Below are 18,803 nucleotides of genomic sequence, written 5' to 3' on the forward strand. Positions count from 1 at the left end.
GTAGACGGCCACGCTCGCGATGCCGGCGTCCCGACAGGCACGGGCCACGCGGACAGCGATTTCGCCACGGTTGGCGATGAGCACCTTGCGCACGACGGCCCTCTCCTCATTCGGCAGGAATTCCGGATGACCAGGCGCGCCCGGGAGAATTTCCTTTCCGGGACCGGCGCCTGATGACTCGTCCATCATCCGAGGGGGTGTTCGACGCTTTCAACCGCCCGCAATCAAGCCTTCGGACCAGATCCTCAGACGGGATACGGCTTTGTTGGCACAGCGCCAGGCAAGTGTCAGGAAAGGGTCAGAAGCGCCGGAGCGCGGGTGCCGCTTACGCGAAGGAGCGGACGCAGAAAGGGCGGGCTCCCAAGAGGAACCCGCCCTTTCCACGTCCGGCGCGATGCCCGTCACGGGCCGTCGGCTGAGGTTCAGCCGCTTCCGAAGCGGAACCCCACTCCGCGCACGGTGACGATCCAGTCGCTGCCCCCCAGCTTTCCGCGCAGACTGCTGACATGGGTGTCCACCGTTCGACGGGACCAGGATCCGCCCCAGACCTGCTGCATGATGCGCTTGCGGGAGATCACGGTCTCCGGGTGACAGGCGAGCAGGTGGAGCAGATCGAACTCCTTGCGCGTGAGCTCCACGACCTGCCCGTGCAGACGGACCTCACGCGAGGCGGCGTCTATGCGCAACGGCCCGTGCAGCACGACCTGCTCGGAGGGCACCTGCGGACGTGAGCGACGCATGACGGCGTCCATACGGGCCATCAGTTCCCGGAAGCCGTACGGCTTGACGAGATAGTCGTCCGCGCCGGCCTGCAACCCCAGGACGCGGTCCAGCTCCGTTCCCCACCCGGTGACGGCGATGAGGGGCACGTCGCTCAGGGAGCGGATGGAGCGGCAGACCTCCAGCCCGTCCAGGTCGGGCAGTTCGAGATCCAGCAGGACGATGTCCGATACCTGGTAGGCCTGCAGAGCAGCGTTTCCCGTGGCCGCCCCCTCGACCTGATGGCCGTGCCGCCGCAGGCCGGTGGCCAGAGCCTCCATGTCCTCGGGGTTGTTCTCGACGACCAGGACCCGCCAGGTCGTCGACGGCTTGGGTATCTGTGTCTGGACGGGCTTCCGATACTCCAGAGTGCTGATCGTTGCGCTGTGGCTCACTGCTGCTCTCCCCCTGAACACGTAGTTCCGCACGAGCACCTTGGCTCATCGAGCCTAAAAACGTACCCGTCAGTTTGTCAAAAAAAGACTAGGTAAACTTACCCAACGTCACAACTCGGGCCGTCTTTGTCCGGCTTGAGCGAACATGAAGGATCAATTCCGCTGCGATCTGTGATGGTAAGCGATCTCACCGGATCACGAGATGGGCAAATCCCGACCGCGAATCAGGTGCAAACGACCACTGACGGCCACTGCGGTTTGTTCTGGTGCGCCAACTCCCCTCCGAGGCGTTGCACATCCCCTGTGGCGGTGGTAGACCGTCCGGGATGTTCTCGACCCGGCTGACTCCCGGATTCCGCTTCTCTCTCGCCCTGGTCATGAGGGGGGAAATGTGATCTTCTGGGCAGTACTGACGGAGTGTCGACACTGACGAGGGCTGCCGGCGGGACCGGCTCTCCCCCCGTTCGGACACCCGACCAATTCCAAACAAACCATCGAGTCCGTTACCTGGACGGGGGACTGAAGGGATTCACGTAGGTGGGACTACAACAGGAGAGGGCGATCCGGACCAGGCGACGGATGCTCAAGGCGGCCGCCGAGCTCTTCGACCGCGAGGACTACGCCTCCGCAAGGCTGTCCGACATCAGCGCGCGGGCGAACATGAGCACGGGTGCCCTGCACTTCCACTTCGCCAACAAGGAGGAGCTGGCCCAGGCGGTGGTGAGCGAGGCCCGCGCGGTCCTGTGGCGCGCCGCGCGCCTCGCGTACGAGAAGAACTCCGACCCGCTGCAGGCCCTCACGGACATCTCGCACACCCTGGGCCAGTTGCTGTCCTGGGACGTGGTGTCGAGGGCGGGGCTGCGACTGGACAACGACCGCTCCCGCAAGGGGCAGGAACAGTTCATCCGCGCATGGCACGCCTGTGTGCAGCGTCTGCTGGACCGGGCGCGCCGGGAGGGCAGTCTCGCGCCGCATGTCCAACTGCGCTCCATCACCTGCGCCGTCGTCGCCGCCACGACCGGCATAGGCGTGCTGATCAAGGGCGGGGAGGGCGACCGGATACGCCTTGCTCTCACCGGGTTCTGGCAGGGCTTCCTGCCGGGGCTCGCCGCGCCGGACATGCTCGGCGACCTGAACCCCGGCGGAACGGACGTGGTGGATCACGTCATGAGGGCGTCGCGTTATCTACCCATCGACGGGGATGACGCCCTCGGTGCGCAGGCGGCGGCCTCAGGACGGACGTGAGGCGGGTCCGCTGCCGGATCCGGGACCGGCCGTGCGGCGCGGTAACGGTCGGCGTAGCCGGGGAACCGCTCCGCGAACCCCGCTCCGGGATCGCAGCCGAGGTCGGTCCAGACCGTGTCGTCCGTGAACCAGTGGTCCACCGCCAGCAGTTGGAGATGGTGACGGGCGAGCCCGTGGTCGTGAAGCCGAGCGGGGGCGGCGTCGACCGGGATGCCGGGTGCGGGCCCGGGGAGGAGGCCGTACGTCTCCGCGACCGCCGTGAGCAGGTCGTCCCCCGGTACGGGGGCGGGGTGGTTGACGAAGTGGACCCGCCCCTCGCCGGCCCGGGGGGCCAAGGCCGCGGACAGCAGGACGTCCGCCAGACTCGCCGCGTCGATCATCGACTGCAGCCCGAGCCGGCCCCGCGGCCGGCCGCCGAGAGCCCGCAGCAGTGCCAGGACGCCGGCGACCACCCAGCGGTCCCCAGCGCCGTAGACCAGGTGCGGGCGCAGAACCGTGCCGCCCGCCGCGAGGACGTGGCGCTCGGCCGCCGCCCTCGTCCGGCTGGTGTCCGATCCCGGGGCGACGGGTACCTGACCGGGCCGCACCCCGCGAAACGGCCCCCGGCCGTGCACCGCCGCGGTGCTCAGGTACACGAACCGTCCGACCCCGGCCCGCCGGGCCTGCTCCACCAGGGCGGCGGTGCCCAGGTCGTTGACCCGGCGCAGCAGCCGAGGGTCGCCGCCGACCTGGGAGGCGCAGTGGACGACCGCGTCGACACCGTCGCAGACACCGCGCAGCGAGTCGGGATCGGTGAGGTCGCCCCGTACGTACTCGATCGGGACGCCGCCCGGAAGCGGTGGACCGGCACTCGGCGAGGAGAGCGCTGACGGCCGTGCCCGCACCAGCAGGCGCAGCCGGACGTCCCCCGCTGCGCGGGCCGCGGCGAGCACGTGCCCGCCGACGAAACCGCCGGAGCCGGTCACCAGGAGGTGCCGGCTCATGTGCCGGACCGCACGGCGGAGCCAAGGACCGCGGTGAAGACCGGCTCCTCCTGCTGCACGCCCTGCACCCGCAGCACCGCTCCCCGCTCCGGGCACAGGTCGTGCCGGGCCAGGATCCAGCAGGGTTCGGTCAGTTCGCAGTACTTGTCGAAGGAGATCCGCATCGACGCGGGGTTGAAGTCGTGTCCGGACGTCAGCGCGTTGGCTGCCTGCCGCGCGGCCTCCAGCAACACCATGCCGGGGACGTGGTCGTTGGGGCGGGCGAAGAGGGTGGGGTGGGTGGTGTCCAGGCGGAGCCGCCAGCCGGGGCGGTGCTTGGAGTGCGCGAGGACGACGTCCCTGCGGTCCACGCGTCCGGTCTCGTAGGGGGCTACGGCGGGGAGCGACGGCAGCGGGCGGTTCGGGACGGACATCCGCTCTCCGCGCAGCCTGCGGTAGACGCGGGCCGAGGTGCACAGGAGGATGCCCATGCTGGTGGCGAGCAGGCGGCCCAGCCGCTCGAAGCGGAGGTCCACCCGCATGCCGACGAGACGGCCGGCCCGCAGCTGGACGTCGGAGCACTCGACCACCACGTCGATCGCCCCCGAGGCGCTGAGCACGGTGAAGTCCCTTGTCTCGAGCCGGTATCCGAGTTCCCGCATCACGAACTGGTCGTCGAGGGGGACCCCGAACTCGGCGTGGGCCAGCATCATCGTCGCCTGCCGGGTGGTCTCGGCGACGAGCAGCGGATCCTGACGGCCGTCGGGCAGCGGGGCGAAGAAGCGGTGCGCGGCGGGCCAGTTCACCGAGACCAGGAAGCGGTGCTCGGACAGGCGCAGCCAGTCGACGGGAAAGCGGTCCGCCGGGTCGGGGCGGTGGCAGAGCCCGCCCGTGGCCCGGCCGGGCGGTGTCAGTACCGGGGAGTCGGTCTGGTATGGGTCGCCCGCCATGGTGCGATCGGGTCGCTCGTCGCCCCGGCCCTCGATCCGGCCGGCGTCATCGGAGCGTGTGAGGAACGATATGGCACCTTCAGACATGGATTGCCCCCTGAGTCGATACCTGCGGGGATCGCTTCCCCCTCGACAAAAGACTGGCAGTCCGGTTCTCTTTGCGTGTCGACCTGACAAACCTCTGACATGGAAACAGGCACGGTTGCATGGCGCGTCAAGCACGAGCGATACAAACCCGCACGTCGATCCTGCTCGCGGCGGCCGAGGTCTTCGACGAACGGGGCTACAACACGGCCACGATCACGGAGATCATCGCCCGGGCCGGCGTCACCAAGGGGGCTCTCTACTTCCACTTCACTTCCAAGGAGGACCTGGCTTCCGGGGTGATAGCGGCGCAGCTGGAGCTCGGGCCGTTGCCTCCGCAGCGCACGAAGCTGCAGGAACTCCTGGACCAGGGGCTGCTGTTCGCGCACCAGCTGCAACACGACCCGTTGACCCGGGCCAGCGTCGGGCTGGCGATGGACCAGTGGAGCGAGAGCGCCGAGGGGGGCCACAACCCGTTCCACGCCAGACCGTTCCAGTCCTGGGCGGACCGGCTGACCGAGGTGCTGGTCGAGGCGCGTGCCAGGGGGGAGTTGCTGCAGCACGTCGACCCGGCGGAGATGGCGGAGCTGCTCTCCGGGTCCTTCACCGGCATCCAGTGGACGTCCCAGGTGCTGTGCCAGCGCAAGGACCTGATGCGCCGGGTGATCTACATGTTCCGCTGTCTGCTGCCGAGCATCGCGGTGCCGCAGATCCTGCCCCTGCTGGAGCTGACCCCCGAGCGGGCCGTGTCCCTCCTCGCCGCCCGCGACGCCGCCCTGGAGGCGGAGGACTCACCCACCGACGACGGGCGCGAGGACGCCGCCGACGCGGGTAACGGCGCCGGCGCGGACGAAAAGGGCGGCGGCGCCTGACCGGCCGGCCGGACACGGGAACGGGAAACCGGCACCTCGCTCCGCGGCACCCGCGTACGGGAGCGCTTGCGAGACGCCGGCAACCGGTCTGCCCCCGGCCGTTCTCCATCGCGGCGCCGTCGCCCCTCAACCGGCCATTCCGTCAAGGGGATCCGGGCGGCCACCCCTCCCGCCGGGCTCCGCACGGGCCGGCGGTGGGAGGGGACGTGAGGTCTCCTCCAGGCGGTAGCCGACGCCGCGGACCGTGGTGATCCACCCCTCGCCCAGCTTGGCGCGCAGGGCGCTGACGTGCGTGTCCACCGTGCGGGTGGAGATGGCCCACTCGTCCGCCCAGACCGCCGCGATCAGGTCCCGGCGCGAGACCACCGTCTCGGGTGCCGAGGCCAGCAGCAGCAGGATGTCGAACTCCTTGCGGGTCAGCTCCAGGGGCTGCTCCGCGAGCCACGCCTCCCGTGCGCCGGGATCCAGGCGCAGCGCTCCGCAGGACACGCCGACCGGACCACCGCCCGTGGCGACGCGTCGCGTCACCGCGTTCATCCGGGCGATCAACTCCCGGAACCCGTACGGCTTCACCAGACAGTCGTCCGCACCCGACCGCAGGCTGAGCACCCGGTCCAGCTCGGAGTCCCGGCTGGTGAAGGTGATCAGCGGTGTGTTGCCCGAGGCCCGGATCTCGGCGCACACCTGAAGACCGTCGAGGTCCGGCAACTCCAGGTCGAGCAGGACGACTTCGGCCTGCTCCCAGGCCTGGAGGCCCGCCCGCCCGGTACGGGCCCGCCGGACCTGGTGGCCGTTGCGCACGAGGCGGCAGACCAGCGGTTCGGCGGTCCCGTCATCCGGATCGATCACCAGTACGCGCATGTGCACTCCACACCGGGCCGTGCCCCTCCGGCGCCCCGCACCGCGGGCCGACGGCCCGGACCGTTACTCGCCCGCCGACCGGGTGTGCACCACGCGGTAGGTGTTGGAGTCCCGCCAGATGGCCAGCGCGTCCACCCGGGCGTCGATCTTCTGCCGCTCCGCCGACCGCTCGGCGGCCGGCTGCTCACGGAACGCGTCGTAGGCCTCCTTGCTGTCCCACTGCGAGTAGACGACGACCCACTTGCCCTCGATACCCCGCCCGCGCAGCCCGCGCAGCACCGTGTGGCTGCGGTAGCCCGGGACCTTCTGGAGCCAGTCCTGGGAGGCGCCCAGGGTCTCGACCAGGTCGTCCTGGTGCTTGTCGGTGACGCCGTACAGGTCGATGACCGTGTAGTCGTCGCGGTGCGGCCCGATCTCGGTCTCCCCGACGCCCGGCTTCTGCTGGGTGAAGACCACCTCGTTCTGCAGCAGCCGGATCGCCGTGGTCATCTCACCGAACAGCGGCAGCGTGCGGTGCTTGAACTCCTCGCCGGCGTACCGGGCCTCGAGGTCCTCGGTGGAGCGCCACTGGATGAAGTTGGCGGTACCGAACTTGGTCTGCCCGCTGTGGACGGTGCTCGATCCCCAGCCCTCGTAGGCCGCGGCGTCGACGATCTCGCGCATCGCGGCGAGCAGGCTGTCCTGCTTCTCGGCGGAGTCGGTCGAGAACAGGTTGAGGACGGTCAGGTTCTTACCATCGGCTGCGATCTTCGGCATTCTCTCTTCTCTTCCGGTAGATCGGTTGGTGAAAGAAGCAGAACTCGAAATTGCTGGATCGGTGCTTCCCGATCAGCATGGCAAGTCGGCCGGTCCGGATGAAGAGCGTGGTGTTCAGGACTGCGCGCAGATTGTCAGGCCTTTGCCGCCCGCGTCAGGTCTTTCGCAGCTACGTCAGGTCTTCGACAAGTGCTCTTGGGCAGTCATCGGCCCGCGCGCGATGCTCGGGCAATGAATTCCGTCACGTCAGCAGCCGAAATCAGCACTCTGCTGGACCGATATCTCATCGGTCTCGACGAGGAGAAACTCGACGACGCATGGGCGCGCGCGCTGTTCAGCGACGACGCCCGGGTCGAGTTCCCGATGGCCCGGCACGAGGGCATCGAGGGACTCGCCGACTGGCACCGGCAGGCGCTGGACGCCTTCGCGCGCACCCAGCACCTCAACTCCCCGGCGGTCGTGGACCTCACCGGTGACGAGCGGGCGGTGCTGCGCGCCAATCTGGTCTCCACCCACGTTCACCACCCGGACGGGTCCGGCGACCCGCTGTTCGTCGCGGGCACTCTCGTGCGCGGCGAGGCCCGGCGCACCGAGCGGGGCTGGCGGCTGACCGACCTGTCGTTCCGGCTGGTGTGGTCGACGGGCACCCCGCCCGTACCGAAGGACGCCCGATGATCGCGCTGGCGGCCGGGATCAAGGATCAGCAGATCGCGACCATGCTGCTCGACATCGGCGTGATCCTGCTGGTCGGTGCCGGACTCGGGGCGCTCGCGCGCAAACTGGGCCAGCCCAAGGTGATCGGCGAGATCACCGCCGGCATCGTGCTCGGACCGAGCCTGCTCGGCCTGCTGCCCGGTGATCCGGCGCACAAGCTGTTCCCGGCCGACGTACGGCCGTTGCTGTCGGCGGTCTCCCAGGTCGGCCTGGTCCTGTTCATGTTCGTGGTGGGCTGGGAGTTCGAACGCAGGCTCATCAGGCCGTACGCCCGGCTGGCCGCCGGCGTCTCGCTGTCGTCCATCGTGCTCGCCTTCGGCCTGGGCGTCGCCGCGGCGGTCGTCCTGTATCCGCACCACGCCACGGTGGCCGGACACCACATCTCCTTCACCGCGTTCGCGACGTTCATGGGCACAGCGATGTCCGTGACGGCGTTCCCCGTGCTGGCGCGGATCCTGACCGAGAACCGGCTGATGGACACCCGCACCGGCGCCCTGTCGCTGGCCAGCGCCGCGATCGACGACGTCCTGGCCTGGTGTCTGCTGGCGTACGTGTCGGCCCTGGTCAGCTCGCACGGCGACTACGCGGGCCTGGCGAGGATCGGAGCGCTCAGCGTCGCCTACGTGGCGCTGATGTTCGTGGTGGTGCGGCCGCTGGTGTCCCGGCTGGTGTGGCGGTGGGCCGCCATGGAGCGCTGGAACCTGCTGCTCGCGGTGCTGTGCGCCGGCGTGTTCGCCTCGTCGTGGCTGACCTCGTGGATCGGCGTCCACCAGATCTTCGGCGCGTTCCTGTTCGGCTTCGTCATGCCGCGCGAGCCCCGGCGGGTGCTCGCGGCCCATCTGCGCAGGCCCCTGGACGACGTGAGCGTCGTGCTGCTGCCGGTGTTCTTCATCGTCACCGGCCTCGGTGTCGATCTCGGTTCCCTGACCGCGGCCGACTACCTGGCTCTGTTCCTGGTCATCGGCGTGGCCTGCCTGGGCAAGCTGCTGGGCGCGATCGTCCCGGCCCGGCTGTCGGGCCTGTCCTGGCGCGAGGCCAAGGACCTGGGCGTGCTGATGAACACGCGTGGCCTGACCGAACTCATCATCCTCAACGCCGCCGTGAGCCTCGGAGTGCTCGACGGACGGATGTTCACCATGTTGGTGATCATGGCCCTCGTGACGACGGCGATGGCGGCCCCGCTGCTGTCCCGGCGCGAGCACCTCACGGCCGGCGAGAACCGGAAGGTCCGTACGACCACCGCGGACGCGACCGCGCCGCGCAGCTGACGAGGGGGATCTCGTGACATCCGTCCAGCCGTTGTCCCAGCACGGCCGGCATCATCTGCGACCGCCGGTCGACGGCCGTGCCCTGCGCACGGTGTGCGGCAACTTCGCCACCGGCGTCACCGTCATCACCACCGGCGGCCCCGAGGACGGCGCCGCCACCACGGTGAACTCCTTCACCTCGGTCTCGCTGCAGCCACCGCTGGTGCTGTTCTGCCTGCACCGGCGCTCCCGGCTGCGCCCGGTCCTGCAGCGCTCCCGCGGCTTCGTGGTGAACTTCCTGACCCGCAGTCAGGAAGGGCTCGCCTGGAAGTTCGCGGGCCGCGACTCGGCGCAGCTGGCGGAGGTCCCGCACCACCGCTCGGCGAACGGGCTACCCGTTCTCACCGAGGCCCTGGCCTTCCTGGAGTGCCGTCTCGCCGAAGAGTACGACGGCGGTGACCACGCCATCCTGGTCGGCGAGGTGACCGCCCTGGGCACCCTGGGCGAGGAGGCCGAACCGCTGGTGTTCTTCAAGGGTGCCATGCGTGTCCTGGACGACGACGTCCCGGCACCCGCCCGGGGCTGAGAGCGGTGGTGACCGTACGTCAGCGCGGCACCGCGACCGGCTCGTCGGCCTCGTCGAACTCCCGCCTGGCCCGCTCGACCTTCCACAGGTTGTCCGCGGACCAGTCGGCGAGATGGGCGAAGATCGGCGCCAGGCTGCGGCCGAGCTCGCTGATCTCGTACTCGACCCGGGGCGGCACCTCGGGGTGGTACGTGCGCACCACCAGGCCGTCCCGCTCCATCTGGCGCAGCCGCTGGGTGAGCACCTTCGGCGTGATGGTGCGGATGTTGCGCTGGAGCTCGACGAAACGCTGCCGGCCGAACTCGTTCAGCGTCCACAGGATCGGCGTCGTCCAGCGACTGAAGACGATGTCGACGACCGGGGAGACCGGACACGCCAGTTCCGAGTCGACCTGCCCGCTCTTGGTGGTGGCACCGCTCATGGCGCCGCTGCTGCCGCCCAATTGAACCCTCCCGGGTAGTCACTTTCCTCTAGGTACCTACTTTACCCAGGATGCTAGCTTCCCGGAAGACGGTCAGCGAACCCCGCTCCCCGTCCCGCGCCATGTCCTTCCGTCCGGCTGTCCCGTCTCTGCGGAAGCCGTACACCCCGTCCCTACGGAGCCCTTCCGTCACATCCCTTAGGAGCGACATGTCGACCCAACAGTCGATGCGCCTTCCCCACCACGCCGCCGCGTCGGAACCGCCGCGCCGCCCGGGACTCATCCTGGCGTTCCTGTGCGTGGCCGGCTTCATGACCTTCCTCGATGTGTCGATCGTCAACGTGGCCCTGCCGACGATCGAGAAGGAACTGCACATCTCCCAGACGTCGTTGCAGTACATCGTCACCACCTACGGCATGCTCCTCGGCGGCTTCCTGCTGCTGACCGGCCGGCTGGCCGACGCCTTCGGCCGACGCCGGATGCTGCAGACCGGCCTCGTCCTGTTCGCCCTCGCCTCCCTGCTCGCCGGTCTCGGGCAGAACGCGGCCATGCTCATCGTGGCGCGCGGCGCCCAGGGCCTCGGAGCCGCGTTCATCGCCACCGCGGCGCTGTCGCTGCTCGCCAACAACTTCGAGGAGGGACCCGAGCGCAACAAGGCCCTCGGCGCCTGGGGCGCGCTCAGCGGTATCGCCGCCGTCGCCGGTGTCACCCTCGGCGGTGTGCTCACCGACGGTCCGGGCTGGCGCTGGATCTTCTTCGTCAACGTGCCGATCGGCCTGGTCTGCGCCCTGATCGCCCCCAAGGTCGTCGCCGAGAGCCGGACGGCCGAGCGCACCCGCTCCTTCGACGTCGCGGGCGCCGTGACGCTGACCGCCGGTCTGGTGCTGCTGATCTTCAGCCTCGGCCAGACCGTCTCCGACTCCCACGTGCCCGCGGGCCGCGTCTACGGCGGCTTCGCCCTCTCCGCGATCCTGCTCGTCTCGTTCGTGCTGATCGAGCGCCGCGCCGAGGCTCCGCTGATCCCGCTCGGCGTGTTCCGGCGCAAGTCGCTGCGCGCCTCGAACATCGTCGCCGTCCTGCTGCTCGGCACCTGCGTCACGCTGTTCTTCTTCGCCAGCCTGTTCATGCAGCAGGTCCTCGGCTGGTCGGCCCTGAAGACCGGTCTGGCCTACGTCCCGCTCGCCGTGATCGTCGCGGTCGGCGCGGGCATCGCCTCCCAGCTGGTGACCAAGGTCGCCGCCAAGCCGGTGCTGATGGTCGGCCTGACCCTGACCAGCGTGGGCATGTTCCTGCTGTGGCGGGCGCCCTCCGACGCCTCCTACGCCGTGGACCTGCTGCCCGCCTTCCTGATCTCCGGCCTCGGTCTCGGCCTGTCGTTCGTGCCGGTGCAGGTCGCCGCGTTCACCGGCACCGACGAGGACGAGTCCGGTCTGTCCGCCGGTCTGATCAACACCGCCCAGGAGGTCGGCGGCGCCCTCGGCCTGGCCGTGGCCGCCACCTACGCCTTCCGCCGGGTCGCGGAGCTGACCAAGTGGGCGGACGGGGTGCCCGCGCGGGTCACCCACGCGCGCACCGAGGTCTTCCACGACGCGTTCCTCGCGGGTGCCTGCTTCGCCGCGGCGGGCCTGCTGCTCACGCTGATCCTGCTGCCCCTCACCAGGGCGGCCGACCAGCCGGCCCCCGCCCCCGCCGCCGCCTGAGACCGGAAGACCCGCCATGCCGACGTCACCGCATCTGTCCGCCGCGGCCGAGGACTTCCTCGCCGAGAACCAGCTGTGCGCCTTCACCACCCTCCGTCCCGACGGTTCGCCCCACGTGACGCCCGTGCGCTTCACCTGGGACGGCGAGGCCGGTCTGGCACGGGTCATGACCGCGGTGACCCGGCGCAAGGCCAGGAACGTGCTGGCCCAGCCCGGCGGCCGGGTCTCCCTGTGCCAGACGGCGGGACCCCGCTGGCTCACGCTGGAAGGCACCGCCACCGTGCACCGCGACCCGTTACGCGTCCAGGAAGGGGTACGGCGGTACGCCAAGCGGTACTGGTCGCCACCGCCCGAGCCGCCGGGCCTGGTCGTGATCGAGATCCAGGTCGACAGGGTCATGGGCCTGATCTGATGCCGAGGGTGCCGGAAGTCGCCGGCACCCTCGCTCATTTCCCCCGCCCGGCCCGACTGCAGAGTCTCTGACGAAACTTGTCAGAGACCTGTACTTGCGGCCGTTCAGCTTCCCGCACTCCCCCGGAATACTGGTGAAAAATCCACTGGGAGAGGAAACATGGACCGCTTTCATGCCGATGTGATTGTCGCCGGTGCCGGCCCTTCCGGTCTGATGCTCGCCGGTGAACTCCGCCTGTCCGGTCTTTCGGTCGTCGTACTCGACCGCCTGGCCGAGCCCATGCAGCAGTCCCGGGCACTCGGATTTTCCGCCCGCACGATAGAGGAGTTCGGCCAGCGCGGACTTCTCGAGAAATTCGGTGAACTCGAGACGATACCCTTCGGTCATTTTGGTGGACTGCCCATCGATTACCGCATCATCGAGGGCGGCAATTTCGGTGTCCGGGGTGTTCCGCAGTCGAGGACCGAGGCCATTCTCCACGCGTGGGCGACCGGTCTCGGCGCCGAGGTGCGTCGCGGGCACGAGGTCGTCGGCATGACCCAGGACGACACGGGCGTCGCGGTCGAGGTGTCCTCCGCCGCCGGTGTCGAGACGCTGCGCGCCCCCTACCTGGTCGGCTGTGACGGCGCCCGCTCCACCGTCCGCCGCCTGGCCGGCGTCGACTTCCCCGGCACCAGCGCCACCATCGAGATGCTGATGGCCGACGTCGCCACCGACGAACTGCGCATCCGCCCGACCGGCGAGGTCGGCGAGTCCGGCATGGTCGTGGTGCTCCCGCTGGGTCCGCACGCCACCCGCGTCGTCGTCTTCGAACGGGGCGCCGGTGTCCGCCCGACCCAGGAACCGCCCACCTTCCCCGAGGTCGCCGCCGCGTTCGGGCGCGTGACCGGCGAGGACATCACCGGCTACCGGCCGCTGTGGACCAGCTACTTCACCGACGCCAGCCGGCAGGTCGCCGAGTACCGCAAGGGCCGGGTCTTCCTCGCGGGCGACGCCGCCCACATCCATCTGCCCATCGGCGCCCAGGGCATCAGCGCCGGCGTGGGCGACGTGGTCAACCTCGGCTGGAAGCTGGCCGCCGCGCTGAAGGGGTACGCCCCCGAGGGACTGCTGGACACCTACCACACCGAGCGCCACCCGGTCGGCGCCCGCATCGTCGCCAACACCCTCGTGCAGCGCTCCCTGTACCTCGGCGGCCCCGAGATGCAGCCCCTGCGTGAGCTCTTCGGCGAGCTGGTCGGCATCGAGGAGGTCCGCCGCCACCTGGTCGGCCTGGTCACCGGCCTGGACATCACCTACGACATGGGCGAGGGCGGCCACCCGCTGCTGGGCCGCCGACTGCCCGACCAGGAGCTGCTGGTCGGCGACGAGAAGACGAGCACGTACGAACTGCTCACCAGGGGCCGTCCGTTGCTGCTGAACCTGAAGGGCGGTGCGGCCCTCACCGAGGCCGCCGCCGGATGGTCCGACCGCGTCGACGTCGTCGCCGCGTCCCGGCCCGACCCCGACGCCCCGGCCGCCGACCTGCTGGTCCGCCCCGACGGCTACATCGCCTGGGTCGGAGCGGGCGGCTCCGCCGAGGGACTGGCCGAGGCCCTGCGGCGCTGGTTCGGCGACCCCGCCTAGGCGCTTCCCGGCCCGTGGCCCTTCGGGGCGTCGCCCACCCGACCGTTCGTCAGAAGAGGAGTTCCGAGTTGACCGGCAAGGCCGAGACACAGATGCCCACCAAGGCCGACACACAGAAGAGCGCGCCGAAGGCCGGCGAGTGGACCGAGTGCGACGTCGTCATCCTGGGTGCCGGGATCGGCGGCTCGATCACCGGCGCGATCCTGGCCCGGCAGGGCGCGAAGGTGGTGCTCGTCGACGCCGGCCAGCACCCGCGGTTCGCGGTCGGCGAGTCGCAGAACCCGCAGCTCGTGGAGTGGCTGCACATCCTCGCCGTGCGCTACGACGTCCCCGAGATCAAGCACCTGCTCGACATCAAGGCCGTCACCAAGTACATCGGTGCCCACCACGGCAGGAAGCAGAGCTTCGGTTTCGTGCGGCACGTCCCCGACCGGGAGCCGGACCCCCGCGAGGCGACGATGTTCGTCATCCCGAAGATGCTGACCGAGGCGTCGCACATGTTCCGCCAGGACACCGACACCTACTACTTCAACGTCGCCGCCAAGTACGGCTGCACCCTGCGCCAGAACTGGCGCGCCACCGACCTCGACTTCGACGACGACGGCGTCACCGTCACGGGCCAGAACGGCGAGGTCTTCCGCGCCAAGTACCTCATCGACGCCAGCGGTTTCCGCTCGCCGCTCGCCCAGAAGTTCGACCTGCGCGAGAAGCCCTCGCGGCTCCGGCACCACGCCCGCTCGATGTTCACGCACTACGTCGGCATCAAGCCCTACGACGACGTGTGCAACTATCCCGAGGCGCTGCGGCCCCCGGAGGAGTCCCCGTTCCACGGCGGCACCCTGCACCACCTGATCGAGCGCGGATGGTTCTGGATCATCCCGTTCGACAACTACAAGGACTCCCGCAACCCCATGTGCAGCGTGGGCCTCACCTTCGACGAACGGCTGTACCCGCAGCCGAAGGACATGACCCCGGACGAGGAGTTCAACCACTACCTCGACATGTACCCGGCCGTGAAGCGCCAGTTCGAGGGCGCGCGACGGGTGCGCGAGTGGATCTCCACGCCCGACCGGATCCAGTACTCGTCCAAGCAGACGATCGGCGACCGCTGGTGTCTGATGTCGCACGCCGCCGGCTTCGTCGACCCGCTGTACTCGCGCGGCCTGTCCAACACCTTCGAGGTCGTGGACGCCCTGTGCTACCGCCTCCTGGAGGCGCTGCGCGACGACGACTTCTCCGCCAAGCGCTTCGAGTACGTCGAGCGCCTGGAGCAGGGGCTGCTGACGTACAACGACATGATCGTCAACAGTTCCTACATCGCGTTCTCCCACTTCCGGCTCTGGAACGCCGTGTTCCGGGTCTGGGCCTGCTTCACCACACCCGCCACCATGCGGCAGATCCAGGCCCGCCAGGAGTTCCAGCTGGACGGCGACGACCGGCACTTCCGGGAGCTGGAGAAGTCCCCGTACCCGGGGCTGTGGTGGCCGGACAGCCACGCCTTCAAGCACCTGCTCGACGTCACCCACGAGACGTGCCTGAGCTACGAGGCCGGGGAGATCGACGGCGACAAGGCCGCCGACATCGTCTTCCAGGCCATCAACGACTGCGAGTCGGTCAACACGCCGTTCGGCTGGAAGGACGGCGAGGACCACCGCTTCTACCGGGCCACCACTCCCACGATGATCAAGTTCATGTGGTGGGCCAGCACCAACGGCCCCAAGGAGATGCGCGACCTGGGCCGCTCGATGCTCAAGGGCGTCGTCAAGTCGGCCGCGCGCGGCCGCAAGGTCTCCTGACGCACGCTCCGCCGGCAGTGCCGCGATGGGCCGTGTTTCGTCCGCGGCGCCGTTGTGGCTTGTCGCGCAGTTCCCCACGCCCCTGGGGACGCTGCAGAACCGCCCGCACGGGGGGCCGGCGCAACTCCCACGCGCCCACCCCGTGCGGGCGGACTCACCGACCTTTCTCCACCTCATCCGCTTCAACTCCGGGACACCGTGTGATCAGTCGTAGAACCCTGCTCGGCGCCGGCACCGCCGCCGCCGGTCTCGCCCTCGTACCCGCAGCCCCCGTCGCCGCCGAGGCCTCGGGGACGCCGTGGAGCCGGCTCGCCGCCAGGCTCTCGGGCCAACTCGTGCTGCCCACCGACCCCTATTACACCGTCGCCCGTCAGGTGGAGCTCGGGCAGTTCGACTCCGTCAACCCCCAGGCGGTCGCCTACTGCACGAGCGCGGCGGACGTCTCGGCCTGCGTGCGCTTCGCCCAGGACTACGGCGTCCGTACCGCGGTGCGCAGCGGGGGCCACAACTACGGCGGCTGGTCCACCACCCCGGGCATGATCATCGACGTGTCCCGGCTGAACGCCGTGACGGTGCAGAGCACCTCGTCGGTGGAGATCGGCCCGGGCGCCCAGAACGTCAACATCCTGAGCGCGCTTGCCCCGCACCACCTGGTGGTCAGCGAGGGCGGCTGCCCGACCGTGTGCGCCGGCGGCTTCCTCCAGGGCGGCGGTTTCGGCTTCCTCACCCGGCCGACGGGCATGGCCTGCGACGCGGTGACCTCCGCAGAGGTGGTGCTCGCCGACGGCCGCGTGGTCACCGCCTCCGCGCAGGAGAACGCGGACCTGTTCTGGGCGATACGCGGCGGTGGTGGCGGCAACTTCGGCGTCGTCACCAAGTTCACGGTCACCCCGCACGTGGGCGACCAGATGGCCATCAGCAACCTGATCTTCCCCTACGACCGGATGGCCGACGTCCTCGACGGCGTCGCCCGCTGGCTGGTGGACGCCCCGAGCACGATCGGCGGCGGCGCCTACGTGGTGCAGCCCGACGCGGCGCCCGGCTCGGTGCCGCAGGCCAACGTCTTCCTCGCCTCCCGCGGCACCCCCACCGAACTCGCCGGTGAGGCGGCCCGGTTGCTCGCGCTGACCGGTGCCCCACTGCAGCGGCAGGACGGCGTCATGACGTACCAGCAGCTCATGATGATGATCTTCGGCTGCGCAAATCTCACCGAGGCCCAGTGCCAGCGCTCCGGGAAGACCCCCGAGGGCACGCTGTCCCGCCCGGCCTTCGGCATCGAGCGCACCCGTCTGGGCGGCGAGCCCTACCCGGCGAGCGCCTGGGCGGACGTGATGACCGCCTTCGACGCCAACCGCCGTGCTGGGCAGGCGCGTTACCTGGACTTCCACTTCTTCGGCGGAGCCGCGAACGACGTCTCGCGCACGGCGACCGCCTACGTGCACCGGGACTCGCTCTTCTCGGTCAACTACCGCGTCCTGATCAACGATCCGGCCCAGGTGACCGACGAGGCCAAGGCGGTGGCGACCGCCTGGGCCGCGGGCGGCTTCGCCACGATCGACCCGTTGTCGAACGGCGAGACCTACCAGAACTGGATGGACCCGTTCCTGCAGGACTGGAAGACGTCGTACTACGCCGAGAACTACGCGCGGCTGTCCCGCGTCAAGGCCAAGTACGACCCGTACCGGTTCTTCTGCTTCCCGCAGTCCATAGGCGCTTGAACGCGATGAGGCCGCCGGACAACGGGGTCCGGCGGCCTCGACGGGACGGCTCGTGCGGGTCAGGGCGTACGGCCGTACCAGCCGACCAGGCGGTCGATGGCCGGGGCGTCCTCCGGGACGTCCACGACGGGGCCGAACGGCACCTGGCCGCCGCGCGGTTCGCGGGGCACCGCACGGTGCATCGCGGCCAGCGGGCCGGCCAGGACCGTCTCGTCCCACTCGGGGCTCTGGCCGGTCGCCTTGGCCAGGTCCCAGGTGTGCAGCACGAACTCGTTGGTGTAGATGACCGCGGCGACGGCGCCCGGCACCGGACCCCAGGGCAGGCCGATCTCCCGGCCCAGGACCGCGGGGTCCGTCCAGACGGACGCCAGTTCCTTCGTCCCGGCCGCCCAGGCCTCGGCCCAGGCACCGTCGGCGACGTCCTCGGCGAAGTGCGGGACGCTGAAGAACTGTCCTCCGGCCCCGATCACGGCGACCCTGCGGAGCACGGAGACCAGGTGATTGGCCAGTTGGCGCACCGAGTAGTCGGGGCACGGCGTGGTGGTGTCGTACTGCTCGGGCCGCACCGCGGCGAGCACGTCGCCGGCCAGGTCGACGGCCTTCAGCAGTCCGTTGCGGGGATCGGAGGGCGCCGGCGCACCTGCGGGCGGGTTCACGGGATTCGTCATGCCGTCGAGTCTTCCGGCCAAACAGGCCACCCTCCGGCCACTTTCCACGAAAGGCTGATCACTGATGCGAGCTGACCGATTGGTGGCGGCTCTGCTCTTCCTCCAGGCGCGCGGCCGGGTGACCGCCGCGGAGCTCGCAGCGGAGCTGGAGATCTCCGAACGCACCGCGCGACGCGACCTGGAGGCCCTGATCGCCTCCGGCGTCCCCGTGTACGCGCAGCGCGGCAGGGGCGGCGGATGGCGACTGGTCGGCGGTGCGCGCACGGACCTCACCGGGCTCACCTCCCCGGAGGTGCGGGCGCTGTTCCTGGCCGCGGGCTCCTCGGGTGGCTCGCCCGAACTGCGCTCCGCGCTGCGGAAGTTGCTGCGCGCGGTGCCGGAGCCGCTGCGGCCGCAGGCCGAGGCGGCGTCCCGGGCCCGGATCGTCGACGAACTGGACTGGTCGCGCACCGCCGTGACGGCGGGTGGCCCGCACCACACGGCCCTGGAGCGCGCGGTACTGGACGGGGTACGGGTCCGGCTCGGCTACGCCCGCCCCGGCGACGAACCGCACGAACGCACCGTGGACCCGCTCGGCCTCGTCCTGAAGGCGGGGCACTGGTACCTGGTGGCCGGCACCGCGCACGGTCTGCGTTCCTTCCGGCTGGGCCGCGTGATCTCGGCCGAGCCGACGGGCGAGCCGGTCCGCCGCCCCGCCGGCTTCGACCTGGCCGACGCCTGGCGCTCGCTCGCCACCCGCCTGGAGGACCGTCTGCTCGCCGCGACGGTCGTGGCGCACGCGGACCAGGACGCGCTGCCCCTGCTCCAGCGGCTGTTCGACGGGCGGCTGAGCATCGGCCGGCTGCTGCCGGACGGCAGGCGGGAGATCGAGGCCAAGGGGCCGTCGGTGGAGGTGCTGGCCGCGCAGCTGACGGGTCTGGGGGCCCGGGTGGAGGTGGTGGGCCCGCCCCGGGCCCGCGCGCACCTGGCCCGGCTCGGCCAGGAACTCGCGGCGCACTACGGGGCCCTTCAGGGGATGACGACCCCATAGT

At 70.2% G+C, this 18,803-nt stretch carries 20 protein-coding genes; 12 read left to right on the plus strand and 8 right to left on the minus strand.

All coding sequences use genetic code 11. The features are described 5' to 3' along the window. Both ACIRVK_RS18950 and ACIRVK_RS18955 read right to left on the minus strand, forming a co-directional pair. Positions 1-93: biotin carboxylase N-terminal domain-containing protein (locus ACIRVK_RS18950; protein ID WP_280842533.1), on the minus strand; the 93-nt coding region annotated here is incomplete at its 3' end. Between the two features lie 329 nt (positions 94-422). Next, a complete protein-coding gene (locus ACIRVK_RS18955; protein ID WP_404248375.1) occupies positions 423-1,154 on the minus strand; it encodes a response regulator transcription factor in 732 nt (243 codons plus the stop codon). 537 nt (positions 1,155-1,691) lie between these two features. Here ACIRVK_RS18955 and ACIRVK_RS18960 point away from each other — a divergent pair. Beyond that, the gene (locus tag ACIRVK_RS18960) at positions 1,692-2,399 is read left to right on the plus strand and encodes a ScbR family autoregulator-binding transcription factor (protein WP_404248377.1); all 708 of its coding nucleotides are present in this window, start codon (positions 1,692-1,694) and stop codon (positions 2,397-2,399) included. On the opposite strand, the gene ACIRVK_RS18965 is transcribed toward ACIRVK_RS18960, so the two are convergent. Further along, entirely contained in the window at positions 2,336-3,382 is a 1,047-nt protein-coding gene (locus tag ACIRVK_RS18965; RefSeq protein WP_404248379.1) for an NAD-dependent epimerase/dehydratase family protein, read from the minus strand. The genes ACIRVK_RS18960 and ACIRVK_RS18965 overlap by 64 nt on opposite strands. Beyond that, entirely contained in the window at positions 3,379-4,311 is a 933-nt protein-coding gene (locus ACIRVK_RS18970; RefSeq protein WP_404248381.1) for a ScbA/BarX family gamma-butyrolactone biosynthesis protein, read from the minus strand. Before ACIRVK_RS18970 ends, ACIRVK_RS18965 begins: the two co-directional genes overlap by 4 nt. A gap of 206 nt (positions 4,312-4,517) precedes the next feature. On the opposite strand from ACIRVK_RS18970, the gene ACIRVK_RS18975 reads away from it, so the two are divergent. Continuing rightward, complete coding sequence (locus ACIRVK_RS18975) at positions 4,518-5,267, plus strand: ScbR family autoregulator-binding transcription factor (RefSeq protein WP_404248383.1); 750 nt, start codon at positions 4,518-4,520, stop codon at positions 5,265-5,267. A 126-nt stretch (positions 5,268-5,393) separates the two neighbouring features. Here the strand turns inward: ACIRVK_RS18975 and ACIRVK_RS18980 are convergent, their stop codons facing one another. Next, a complete protein-coding gene (locus ACIRVK_RS18980; RefSeq protein WP_404248385.1) occupies positions 5,394-6,128 on the minus strand; it encodes a response regulator transcription factor in 735 nt (244 codons plus the stop codon). Between the two features lie 63 nt (positions 6,129-6,191). After that, positions 6,192-6,884, minus strand: coding sequence for an antibiotic biosynthesis monooxygenase family protein (locus ACIRVK_RS18985; protein WP_404248387.1), 693 nt, complete (start codon positions 6,882-6,884; stop codon positions 6,192-6,194). Between the two features lie 28 nt (positions 6,885-6,912). Between ACIRVK_RS18985 and ACIRVK_RS18990 the strand changes: the two genes are divergently transcribed. From ACIRVK_RS18990 to ACIRVK_RS19005, 4 genes are read left to right on the plus strand one after another with little or no spacing between them, the layout of a single operon-like run. After that, positions 6,913-7,119 carry a hypothetical protein gene (locus ACIRVK_RS18990; protein ID WP_404248389.1) on the plus strand — a complete coding sequence of 69 codons (207 nt, stop codon included), beginning with the start codon at positions 6,913-6,915 and terminating at the stop codon, positions 7,117-7,119. After that, the gene (locus tag ACIRVK_RS18995; protein WP_404248391.1) at positions 7,116-7,559 is read left to right on the plus strand and encodes a nuclear transport factor 2 family protein; all 444 of its coding nucleotides are present in this window, start codon (positions 7,116-7,118) and stop codon (positions 7,557-7,559) included. The genes ACIRVK_RS18990 and ACIRVK_RS18995 overlap by 4 nt, the downstream gene beginning before the upstream one ends. Beyond that, the gene (locus ACIRVK_RS19000) at positions 7,556-8,866 is read left to right on the plus strand and encodes a cation:proton antiporter (protein WP_404248392.1); all 1,311 of its coding nucleotides are present in this window, start codon (positions 7,556-7,558) and stop codon (positions 8,864-8,866) included. Before ACIRVK_RS18995 ends, ACIRVK_RS19000 begins: the two co-directional genes overlap by 4 nt. Positions 8,867-8,879: 13 nt before the next feature. Next, positions 8,880-9,431 carry a flavin reductase family protein gene (locus tag ACIRVK_RS19005; protein WP_404248394.1) on the plus strand — a complete coding sequence of 184 codons (552 nt, stop codon included), beginning with the start codon at positions 8,880-8,882 and terminating at the stop codon, positions 9,429-9,431. A gap of 19 nt (positions 9,432-9,450) precedes the next feature. Here the strand turns inward: ACIRVK_RS19005 and ACIRVK_RS19010 are convergent, their stop codons facing one another. After that, the gene (locus tag ACIRVK_RS19010) at positions 9,451-9,852 is read right to left on the minus strand and encodes a winged helix-turn-helix transcriptional regulator (protein ID WP_404248396.1); all 402 of its coding nucleotides are present in this window, start codon (positions 9,850-9,852) and stop codon (positions 9,451-9,453) included. 209 nt (positions 9,853-10,061) lie between these two features. Between ACIRVK_RS19010 and ACIRVK_RS19015 the strand changes: the two genes are divergently transcribed. From ACIRVK_RS19015 to ACIRVK_RS19035, 5 genes are all read left to right on the plus strand, one after another. Then, positions 10,062-11,552 carry an MFS transporter gene (locus tag ACIRVK_RS19015; protein ID WP_404248398.1) on the plus strand — a complete coding sequence of 497 codons (1,491 nt, stop codon included), beginning with the start codon at positions 10,062-10,064 and terminating at the stop codon, positions 11,550-11,552. 16 nt (positions 11,553-11,568) lie between these two features. Further along, the gene (locus ACIRVK_RS19020; protein WP_404248400.1) at positions 11,569-11,964 is read left to right on the plus strand and encodes a pyridoxamine 5'-phosphate oxidase family protein; all 396 of its coding nucleotides are present in this window, start codon (positions 11,569-11,571) and stop codon (positions 11,962-11,964) included. A 159-nt stretch (positions 11,965-12,123) separates the two neighbouring features. Continuing rightward, on the plus strand, positions 12,124-13,590 hold the full coding sequence (locus ACIRVK_RS19025) for an FAD-dependent monooxygenase (RefSeq protein ID WP_404248402.1): 1,467 nt from the start codon (positions 12,124-12,126) through the stop codon (positions 13,588-13,590). 92 nt (positions 13,591-13,682) lie between these two features. Continuing rightward, positions 13,683-15,386 carry an NAD(P)/FAD-dependent oxidoreductase gene (locus ACIRVK_RS19030; protein WP_404248734.1) on the plus strand — a complete coding sequence of 568 codons (1,704 nt, stop codon included), beginning with the start codon at positions 13,683-13,685 and terminating at the stop codon, positions 15,384-15,386. 200 nt (positions 15,387-15,586) lie between these two features. Next, on the plus strand, positions 15,587-17,104 hold the full coding sequence (locus ACIRVK_RS19035) for an FAD-binding oxidoreductase (protein ID WP_404248404.1): 1,518 nt from the start codon (positions 15,587-15,589) through the stop codon (positions 17,102-17,104). A gap of 59 nt (positions 17,105-17,163) precedes the next feature. Here ACIRVK_RS19035 and ACIRVK_RS19040 read toward each other — a convergent pair whose 3' ends face one another. Continuing rightward, on the minus strand, positions 17,164-17,772 hold the full coding sequence (locus ACIRVK_RS19040; protein WP_404248406.1) for a TIGR03086 family metal-binding protein: 609 nt from the start codon (positions 17,770-17,772) through the stop codon (positions 17,164-17,166). A gap of 64 nt (positions 17,773-17,836) precedes the next feature. Between ACIRVK_RS19040 and ACIRVK_RS19045 the strand changes: the two genes are divergently transcribed. Continuing rightward, positions 17,837-18,802 carry a helix-turn-helix transcriptional regulator gene (locus ACIRVK_RS19045; RefSeq protein WP_404248408.1) on the plus strand — a complete coding sequence of 322 codons (966 nt, stop codon included), beginning with the start codon at positions 17,837-17,839 and terminating at the stop codon, positions 18,800-18,802. The last annotated feature ends 1 nt before the right edge of the window (position 18,803 follow it).

It is taken from the genome of Streptomyces sp. NPDC101152 (genome assembly GCF_044768275.1).
Classification (GTDB): Bacteria; Actinomycetota; Actinomycetes; order Streptomycetales; family Streptomycetaceae; genus Streptomyces.

What these genes read in the sequence shown, in the direction of transcription:
- ACIRVK_RS18965 (WP_404248379.1), bottom strand. Translation starts at nt 3,382, where the DNA reads ATGAGCCGGCACCTCCTGGTGACCGGCTCCGGCGGTTTCGTCGGCGGG.
- ACIRVK_RS18970 (WP_404248381.1), bottom strand. Translation starts at nt 4,311, where the DNA reads ATGGCGGGCGACCCATACCAGACCGACTCCCCGGTACTGACACCGCCC.
- ACIRVK_RS18975 (WP_404248383.1), top strand. Translation starts at nt 4,518, where the DNA reads ATGGCGCGTCAAGCACGAGCGATACAAACCCGCACGTCGATCCTGCTC.
- ACIRVK_RS18980 (WP_404248385.1), bottom strand. Translation starts at nt 6,128, where the DNA reads ATGCGCGTACTGGTGATCGATCCGGATGACGGGACCGCCGAACCGCTG.
- ACIRVK_RS18985 (WP_404248387.1), bottom strand. Translation starts at nt 6,884, where the DNA reads ATGCCGAAGATCGCAGCCGATGGTAAGAACCTGACCGTCCTCAACCTG.
- ACIRVK_RS18995 (WP_404248391.1), top strand. Translation starts at nt 7,116, where the DNA reads ATGAATTCCGTCACGTCAGCAGCCGAAATCAGCACTCTGCTGGACCGA.
- ACIRVK_RS19000 (WP_404248392.1), top strand. Translation starts at nt 7,556, where the DNA reads ATGATCGCGCTGGCGGCCGGGATCAAGGATCAGCAGATCGCGACCATG.
- ACIRVK_RS19010 (WP_404248396.1), bottom strand. Translation starts at nt 9,852, where the DNA reads ATGAGCGGTGCCACCACCAAGAGCGGGCAGGTCGACTCGGAACTGGCG.
- ACIRVK_RS19015 (WP_404248398.1), top strand. Translation starts at nt 10,062, where the DNA reads ATGTCGACCCAACAGTCGATGCGCCTTCCCCACCACGCCGCCGCGTCG.
- ACIRVK_RS19020 (WP_404248400.1), top strand. Translation starts at nt 11,569, where the DNA reads ATGCCGACGTCACCGCATCTGTCCGCCGCGGCCGAGGACTTCCTCGCC.
- ACIRVK_RS19025 (WP_404248402.1), top strand. Translation starts at nt 12,124, where the DNA reads ATGGACCGCTTTCATGCCGATGTGATTGTCGCCGGTGCCGGCCCTTCC.
- ACIRVK_RS19030 (WP_404248734.1), top strand. Translation starts at nt 13,683, where the DNA reads ATGCCCACCAAGGCCGACACACAGAAGAGCGCGCCGAAGGCCGGCGAG.
- ACIRVK_RS19040 (WP_404248406.1), bottom strand. Translation starts at nt 17,772, where the DNA reads ATGACGAATCCCGTGAACCCGCCCGCAGGTGCGCCGGCGCCCTCCGAT.
- ACIRVK_RS19045 (WP_404248408.1), top strand. Translation starts at nt 17,837, where the DNA reads ATGCGAGCTGACCGATTGGTGGCGGCTCTGCTCTTCCTCCAGGCGCGC.